The 8,913-nt window shown below is 74.5% G+C and carries 1 protein-coding gene; it reads left to right on the plus strand.

Going from position 1 to position 8,913, the window contains the following annotated elements:
* Window positions 1-113 precede the first annotated feature (113 nt).
* The coding region (locus tag ACTWP5_RS31835) for an SDR family NAD(P)-dependent oxidoreductase (protein ID WP_443224666.1) at window positions 114-8,913 on the plus strand (8,800 nt) is incomplete at its 3' end.

Consider the following 8,913-nt stretch of genomic DNA (forward strand, 5'->3'; position numbering starts at 1 on the left):
GGTTGGTGGGTTATCGGCGTGGGTTGGGGTTGCCTGGGGTGTCGTTGGCGTGGGGGTTGTGGGAGGAGCGGAGTGGGTTGACGGCGGGGGTGGGTGTGGCGGAGGAGGCACGGATGGAGCAAGGCGGCATCCTGCCCATGGCCACCGAGGAAGCCCTGGAACTCTTCGACGTCGCGCTCACCGCGCCCCCCGAACGCGCCTCGGACGCCGTGCTCGTGGCCGCCCGTCTCGACGTCGCCGCCGCGGCCTCCCACCCCGGCGCGTCCCCGTTGCTGCGCGGCGTCGGACCGCGCCCCGTCCGGCGGCGCCGAGCGAGCGACACGGCCCGAACCACTCCGTTGCGCCAGCAACTCGGCGTCCTCGCGGAACCCGAGCAGCGCAAGGTCGTCCTCCGCCTCGTCCGGGAGAACGTCGCGGCCGTCCTGCGCCACTCCTCCACCGCGACCGTCGCCGCCGGCCGCGCCTTCAAGGAGCTGGGCTTCGACTCCCTGACGGCGGTCGAGCTGCGGAACCGTCTCACCTCGGAGACCGGGCTGCGCCTGCCCGCCACCCTCGTCTTCGACCACCCGACGCCCGAGGCGCTCGCCGAGTTCCTGCGCCTGCGCGTCCTCGACCTGCCCGAGGCACCCGCACGGCGACGACCGGCGTCCGTCGCGAGCGCGACGCTCGACGAGCCGGTCGCGATCGTGGGGATGGCGTGTCGGTATCCGGGTGGGGTGTCCTCGCCGGAGGAGCTGTGGCGCCTGGTGGCGGAGGGTGGTGACGCGGTCTCGGCCTTCCCGACGGACCGCGGCTGGGACGTCGGGTCCCTCTACGACCCCGACCCCGAACACTCGGGCACCTCCTACACCCGCCACGGCGGCTTCCTGGACGGCGCGGCCGAGTTCGACGCGGGGTTGTTCGGGATCTCGCCGCGTGAGGCGTTGGCGATGGATCCGCAGCAGCGGCTGCTGTTGGAGGCGTCGTGGGAGGCGTTCGAGCGGGCCGGGATCGACCCGTTGTCGGTGCGCGGCAGCCAGACCGGCGTCTTCGCCGGCGTCATGTACCACGACTACGGCAGCCGCCTGACCACGGTCCCGGAGGACGTCGAGGGCTTCCTCGCGACGGGCGCCTCCAGCAGCGTCATATCCGGCAGGGTCGCCTACACCTTCGGTCTTGAGGGTCCTGCGGTGACGGTGGACACGGCGTGTTCGTCGTCGTTGGTGGCGTTGCACCTGGCGGTGCAGGCGCTGCGGCAGGGCGAGTGCGATCTGGCGCTGGCGGGCGGCGTGACGGTCATGTCCACGCCGCAGCTCTTCGTCGAGTTCAGCCGGCAGCGGGGCCTGTCGCCCGACGGCCGCTGCAAGGCGTTCGGCGCCGCGGCGGACGGCGCCGGCTTCTCCGAGGGTGTGGGTCTGCTGTTGGTGGAGCGGCTGTCGGACGCCCGGCGCAACGGGCATCGGGTGCTCGCGGTGGTGCGGGGGAGTGCGATCAACCAGGACGGCGCGTCGAACGGTCTGACGGCGCCGAACGGTCCGTCGCAGGAGCGGGTGATTCGTCAGGCATTGAGCAGTGCGGGGTTGTCGACGGCGGATGTGGACGTGGTGGAGGGCCATGGTACGGGGACGACGTTGGGTGATCCGATCGAGGCGCAGGCGTTGTTGGCGACGTATGGGCAGGGTCGTCCGGTGGGTCGGCCGTTGTGGTTGGGGTCGTTGAAGTCGAACATCGGGCATGCGCAGGCGGCTGCGGGTGTGGGTGGCGTCATCAAGATGGTGGAGGCGATGCGGCACGGGGTGTTGCCGCGGACGCTGCACGTGGACGAGCCGTCTCCCCACGTCGACTGGTCGACGGGCGAGGTGCGCCTCTTGGCCGAGGCGGTGGACTGGCCGGACCAGGGGCGGCCTCGTCGCGCCGCGGTCTCCTCGTTCGGCGCGAGCGGGACGAACGCGCACGTGGTGATCGAGGAGGGCGAGGAGCCGCGCCCGGTCGGGTCCGGCGCGGGCGGCGGTGTGGTGCCGTTGGTGGTGTCGGCGGCGGACGAGGGCGCGTTGACGGAGCTGGTGCAACGTGTGCGGGAGGTCGCCGCCGCTGGGGACCTCGACCTGGCGGACCTGGGGTGGTCGTTGGCGACGGGTCGGGCGGGGTTGGCGCGTCGTGCTGTGGTGGTGGCTGGGGATGTGGTGCGTGGTGAGGTCGCCCCGGGGGCCGACGGTCCGGTGTTTGTGTTTCCGGGTCAGGGGTCGCAGTGGGTGGGGATGGGGCGGGAGTTGTTGGGTGTGTCGCCGGTGTTCGCGGAGTGGATCGGGGCGTGTGAGGAGGCGTTGTCTGCGTTTGTGGAGTGGTCGTTGGTTGAGGTGTTGGAGTCGGAGGAGGAGGGGTGGTTGGGGCGGGTGGATGTGGTGCAGCCGGTGTTGTGGGCGGTGATGGTGTCGTTGGCGGGGTTGTGGCGCTCGGCCGGGGTGGAGCCGGCGGCGGTGGTGGGTCATTCGCAGGGGGAGATTGCGGCGGCGGTGGTGGCGGGTGGGTTGTCGTTGTCGGATGGGGCGCGGGTGGTGGCGTTGCGCAGCCAGGCGATTCGGGCGGCGCTTGCGGGTCGTGGGGGGATGGTGTCGGTGAACGAGCCGGTCGATGCGGTGGAGACACGCATCGGTGGGTGGCCGGGTCGGTTGTCGGTGGCGGCGGTGAACGGGCCAAGGGCGACGGTGGTGTCGGGTGAGCCGGCGGCGTTGGACGAGCTGGTGGCGGCCTGCGAGTACGACGGGGTACGGGCACGCCGCATCCCCGTGGACTACGCGTCCCATTCGCCGCAGGTGGAGGAGCTGCGGGACCGGATCCTCGCCGATCTGGCGTCCGTCGAGCCGATGGCGGGGGAAGTGCCGTTCCACTCCACCGTCACCGGGGAGGTCATCGACACGACGGAGCTGACGGCGGAGTACTGGTTCGACAACCTGCGGCAGACCGTCCGGTTCGGCCAGGTCACACACGCCCTGGCCGCCCAGGGCTTCGGCGTCTTCGTCGAGGTGAGTGCCCATCCGGTTCTCGCGGTGGGGATCGAGGACGCCGTCGCCGTCGGGACGTTGCGGCGGGGTGAGGGCGGCTGGGAGCGGTTCCTCACCTCGTTGGGTGAGGCCTGGGTCAACGGCGTACCCGTCGAGTGGGCGAAGGTTCTGCCAACCGGCCGCCAGGTCGACATACCGACCTACCCCTTCCAGCGCCAGCGGTTCTGGTTGGTTGGCGATGTGTCGACAAGTAGCCCTGATGCCCTGGGGTTGGGTGAGACGGGTCATCCGTTGGTCGGTGCTGGCGTGGAGTTGGTGGACAGCGGCGGCCACCTGTTCACCGGGAGCGTCTCGCTGCGGACTTCTCCATGGCTCGCCGACCACGCGGTCAACGGCGTGGTCCTGGTGCCCGGCACGGCGCTGCTGGAGCTGGCGGTGCACGCGGGCGACCGGGTCGGCTGTGGGCGCGTCGAGGAGCTGACGCTGGAGGCGCCCTTGGCGGTGCCCGACGACGGCGAGCTACGCGTGCAGCTGGTGCTCGGCGCGCCGGACGACGACGGCCGACGCACCCTCACCCTCCACGCCCGCGAGGGCGGCGACGCGGACGAGGGCGCGTGGACGCGCCACGTGAGCGGCGTCCTCGCCGAGGGCACCGCCACGCCCCCCGACGACATGACCCCGTGGCCCCCGGAGGGCGCCGTCGCCGCCCCCCTTGAGCGGTTCTACGAGCGGGCCGCCGAAGCCGGGTTCGGCTACGGCCCCGCGTTCCGCGGACTGCGGCGCGCCTGGCGGCACGGCGACGCGCTGCTCGCCGAGGTCGAGCTGACGCCCGAGGCGACGGAGCACCGTGCCGCCACGGGCGCCGCGTTCGCCCTGCACCCCGCGCTGCTGGACGCCGGTGTCCAGGCGCTGCGCCTGGGCGGGGTCCTCGAAGGCGAGGGCCGGCTGCCGTTCTCCTGGCGGGACGTCTCCCTTCACGCGACCGGCGCCACCCTCCTGCGGGTCCGGCTCACCGGCCGCGGCCCGGACGCGGTGGCCGTCGAGGCGTGGGACGGCGAGGGGGCGCCGGTCCTGTCGGTCGGGTCGCTCGTCGCCCGCCCCTTCAACGCCGTCGACCTCGACCGCGCGGGCTCGCGCGTCGCCGACGAGTCGCTGTTCCGGCTGGTGTGGGCGTCGGTGACGCCGCCGCCGCGCGAGGGCGCCGAGGGCGCCGACGACGCGGAGGGGGACGGGGGCGCGGACGCCGCCGGCGGGGACGAGCAGGGCGTCGTCACCAGGCTGGTGGAGTTCACCACCGCTGCCTCCACGCCGGCCCCCGGTCCCACGCCCTCCTCCGGCGACCTGCCCGTGGCCGTCCACGACGCCGTCACCCGGGCGTTGACCCTGGTGCGCGACCACCTCGCCGCCGAGGACGCGGCGGGCGAGGGCCCGCTGGTGCTGGTCACCCGGGGCGCCGTCGCCGTCCAGCCGGGCGAGGAGGTCCGGGATCTCGCGGGCGCCGCCGCGTGGGGACTGCTGCGGTCGGCGCAGGCGGAGCACCCGGGCAGGTTCGTCCTCCTCGACGTCGACGAGGAGGGCGGTTCCGGGAGCCGGCTGCGCTCCCTCGCGGCGTCGGCGGTGGCCAGCGGCGAGCCGCAGCTCGCGGTCCGCTCCGGCGGCCTCCACGCGCCGCGGCTCGAACGGTCCGGGCGCGCGCTCACCCCGCCACCCGACGCGCCCGACGCCTGGCGGCTGGAGCTGGGCGACGCGGCCGGCGGCGGAGACAGCGTCGACGCCGGCAGCGGGAGCCCGTCGGCACAGACGCTGGACAACGTCCGGCTCGTGCCCTGCCCCGGCGTGCGCGAGCCGCTGCCGCCCGGTCAGGTGCGGGTCGCCGTCCGCGCCGCCGGCCTCAACTTCCGTGACGTCGCCCTCGCCCTCGGCATGGTCACCGCCCGCGACGACCAGGACGGGCTCGGCGGCGAGGGCGCCGGCGTCGTCCTCGACGTCGGCCCCGAGGTGACGGGCCTGCGCCCCGGCGACCGGGTCATGGGCCTGCTGCCGGGCTCCTTCGGCCCGACGGCCGTCGCGGACGCGCGGATGCTCACGCGCATGCCGTCCGGCTGGTCGTTCGTGGAGGCCGCCACGGTGCCGATCACCTTCCTCACGGCGGCCTACGGCCTGCGCGACCTCGCCGGGCTCCACCGCGGCGAGTCCGTCCTCGTGCACGCCGCCGCCGGCGGCGTCGGGATGGCCGCGGTGCAGCTCGCCCGGCACTGGGGCGCCGAGGTCTTCGGCACGGCCAGCCCACCGAAGTGGGGGGTGCTGCGCGCGAGCGGACTGACCGAGGACCGGATCGCGTCGTCGCGGACCCTCGACTTCGAGGACGCGTTCCGCGCCGCCACCGACGGCCGCGGCGTCGACGTCGTCCTGAACTCACTCGCCGGCGACTTCGTCGACGCCGGTCAACGCCTGCTCGCGCCGGGCGGCCGCTTCGTCGAGATGGGCAAGACCGACATCCGCGACGGGGCCGCGCGCGACGACGTCAGCTACCGGGCGTTCGACCTCGTCGAGGCCGGCCCTGAGCGGGTCGGGGAGCTGCTGGCCGAACTGGTCGAACTCGCCGAGGCGGGCGTGGTGACGCCGCTCCCCACGACCACGTGGGACGTGCGGCGGGCGCCCGAGGCGTTGCGGTACCTGAGCCAGGCCCGGCACATCGGCAAGATCGTCCTGACCATGCCGTCGGCCGCCCCCACCCCCGCGTCCGCCCCCTCGCCCGCGCCCTTCGGGAACGGGACGGTGCTCGTCACCGGCGGCCTGGGAACCCTGGGCCGCCTCGTCGCCCGGCACCTGGCGGAGGAACACGGGGTCCGCCGGCTGCTGCTCGTCGGCCGCCGCGGCGCGGAGGGCGAGGGCGTGGCGGAGCTGCTGGCGGAGCTGGCCGGCGCGGGCGCCACGGCCACGGTCGCGGCGTGCGACGTCGCCGAGCGGGAGGCGGTGGCCGAGCTGCTGGCGGGCGTCCCCGCGGAGCATCCCCTGACGGCCGTCGTGCACGCGGCCGGTGTCCTCGACGACGGCGTGGTGGAGGCGCTGGAGCCCGAGCAGCTCACGCGGGTGCTGCGGCCCAAGGTGGACGCCGCCTGGCACCTGCACGAGCTGACCCGCGACCACGGGCTGTCGGCGTTCGTGCTCTTCTCCTCGGCGGCCGGCCTCCTCGGCGGCCGGGGCCAGGGCAACTACGCCGCCGCCAACGCGTTCCTCGACGCCCTCGCGCTGCACCGCCGTGCCCAGGGCCTTCCGGCGGTGTCCCTGGCGTGGGGCCTGTGGGCCGAGCGCAGCGGCATGACGGGCGGGCTCCAGCGCGAGGACCTCGCCCGCATGGGCAGGGCGGGCATCGAGGAGCTGACGACGGCCGACGGGCTCGCGCTCCTCGACGCTGGCCTCGCCGCCGCGGAGACCGTCGTGGCGCCGATCCGCCTGCGCACCGCCGCGCTGCGCGCACGGGCCGCCGTCGACGAGCTGCCGCCGCTGCTGCGCGGGTTGGTGCGGGCCCCGGCCGCCCGCCGCCGGGCGGCCCTCGCGGCAGCCGCCGGGTCCCCGGCACGGCTGGCGACGGCCTCGCTCGACGAGCTCGTGGAACTCGTGCGCGCCCAGACCGCCGCCGTGCTCGGCCACGCGACGGCCGGCGAGGTCGCCGCGGGCCGGCCGTTCAAGGAACTCGGCTTCGACTCGCTGCTCGGGCTGGAGCTGCGGAACCGGCTCAACGCGGCGAGTGGGCTGCGGCTGCCGGCCACGGCCGTCTTCGACTACCCGACCCCCGAGGCCCTGGCCGGCTACCTGCGCGCGCAGCTCGCGCCCGAGGCGCCGTCGCAGGCCGCCCCCGAGGCGGCGACGGGCGGGAGCGAGGCCGCTCGCCGCGCCGTCGCGGACGATCCGGTGGTGATCGTGGGGATGGCGTGTCGGTATCCGGGTGGGGTGTCCTCGCCGGACGAGCTGTGGCGGTTGGTGGTGGAGGGGGTCGACGCGGTGTCGCCGTTCCCGACCGACCGCGGTTGGGACCTGGGATCGCTCTTCGATCCCGACCCGGACCGCGTCGGGACGTCGTATGTGCGGGAGGGTGGGTTCCTGCACGGGGCGGCTGAGTTCGACGCGGAGTTCTTCGGGATCTCGCCGCGTGAGGCGTTGGCGATGGACCCGCAGCAGCGGTTGTTGTTGGAGGCGTCGTGGGAGGCGGTGGAGCATGCCGGGATCGATCCGCACAGCCTGCGGGGTGAGGCCGTCGGCGTCTTCGCCGGCCTGATCCACGGCGGCTACGGCAACGGCTCCCCGGCGGCCCTCGAGCTGGAGGGATACCTCGGCAACGGCAGCGCGGCGAGCGTCGCGTCGGGCCGGGTGGCCTACACGCTCGGCCTTGAGGGTCCCGCGGTGACGGTGGACACGGCGTGTTCGTCGTCGTTGGTGGCGTTGCACCTGGCGGTGCAGGCGGTGCGGCAGGGCGAGTGCTCGATGGCCCTGGCGGGCGGCGTCACGGTCATGCCGACGCCGGGGGCGTTCGTGGAGTTCAGCCGGCAGCGGGGGTTGGCGGCGGATGGCCGGTGCAAGCCGTTCGCGGAGGCGGCGGACGGCACCGGGTGGGGTGAGGGTGTCGGCGTCCTGGTGGTGGAGCGGTTGTCGGACGCGCGGCGCAACGGACACCGGGTGCTGGCGGTGGTGCGTGGCAGCGCGGTCAACCAGGACGGCGCGTCGAACGGTCTGACGGCGCCGAACGGTCCGTCGCAGCAGCGGGTGATCCGGCAGGCGTTGGCGGGTGCGGGCCTGTTGACGGCGGACGTGGACGCCGTCGAGGCCCACGGCACCGGCACGACCCTCGGCGATCCGATCGAGGCGCAGGCGCTGTTGGCGACCTATGGTCAGGGTCGGCCGGCGGGTCGGCCGTTGTGGTTGGGGTCGGTGAAGTCGAACATCGGTCACACGCAGGCCGCGTCGGGCGTGGCCGGTGTGATCAAGATGGTGCAGGCCATGCGCCACGGCCTGCTGCCACGGACGCTGCACGTGGACGCGCCCTCGTCCCATGTCGACTGGTCGACGGGCGAGGTGCGTCTGCTGACACGGGAACAGGACTGGCCGGAGGTGGAGGGCCGGCCGCGGCGGGCGGGTGTGTCGTCGTTCGGCATCAGCGGCACCAACGCCCACGTCGTGCTCGAACAGCCCACCCCCGACCTCGCCGGCGAGCCGAGCCACGAGGAGACCCCCGACACGAACGCACCCCTGCCGGTCGTCCTCTCCGCAGCCACCGCCGAGGCCCTGCGCGCCCAGGCCGCCCGCCTGCGCGACCACCTCGGCGCCCATCCCGAGCTGCGACCCGCCGACGTCGGCCGCGCCCTCGCCACCGGCAGGGCGCTGCTGCCACGCCGGGCCGCCCTCGTCCTCGCCCACGGCGAGGACCGCGACGGCCTCCTCACCGGACTCGACGCCCTCGCCTCCGGCGTGGCCGCGCCGCACCTCGTGCGGGACCACGACGGCGCCGGCGCGAGCGGCGGCGACAACGGCAGGCTGGCGTTCCTGTTCACGGGGCAGGGGTCGCAGCGGCTGGGAATGGGCGCTGGGTTGAGCTCCGCGTTCCCGGTGTTCGGGGCGGCGTTCGACGAGGTGTGCGCGGTGGTGGACGAGCGTCTGGGGCGTTCGTTGGGTGGGGTGTTGGCTGGTGAGGCGGAGGTGTTGGAGCGGACGGAGTTCGCGCAGCCGGCGTTGTTCGCGTTGGAGGTGGCGCTGTTCCGGCTGCTGGAGAGCTGGGGTGTTCGTCCTGACTACGTGATGGGCCACTCGGTGGGTGAGGTGGCTGCTGCTCATGTGGCGGGGGTGTTGTCGTTGGGTGATGCGGTGGCGTTGGTGGTGGCGCGTGGGCGGTTGATGCAGGGGCAGCGTGGTGATGGGGCGATGGTGGCGGTGGAGG

The organism is Streptomyces sp. 4N509B (assembly GCF_052245655.1).
GTDB lineage: Bacteria > Actinomycetota > Actinomycetes > Streptomycetales > Streptomycetaceae > Streptomyces.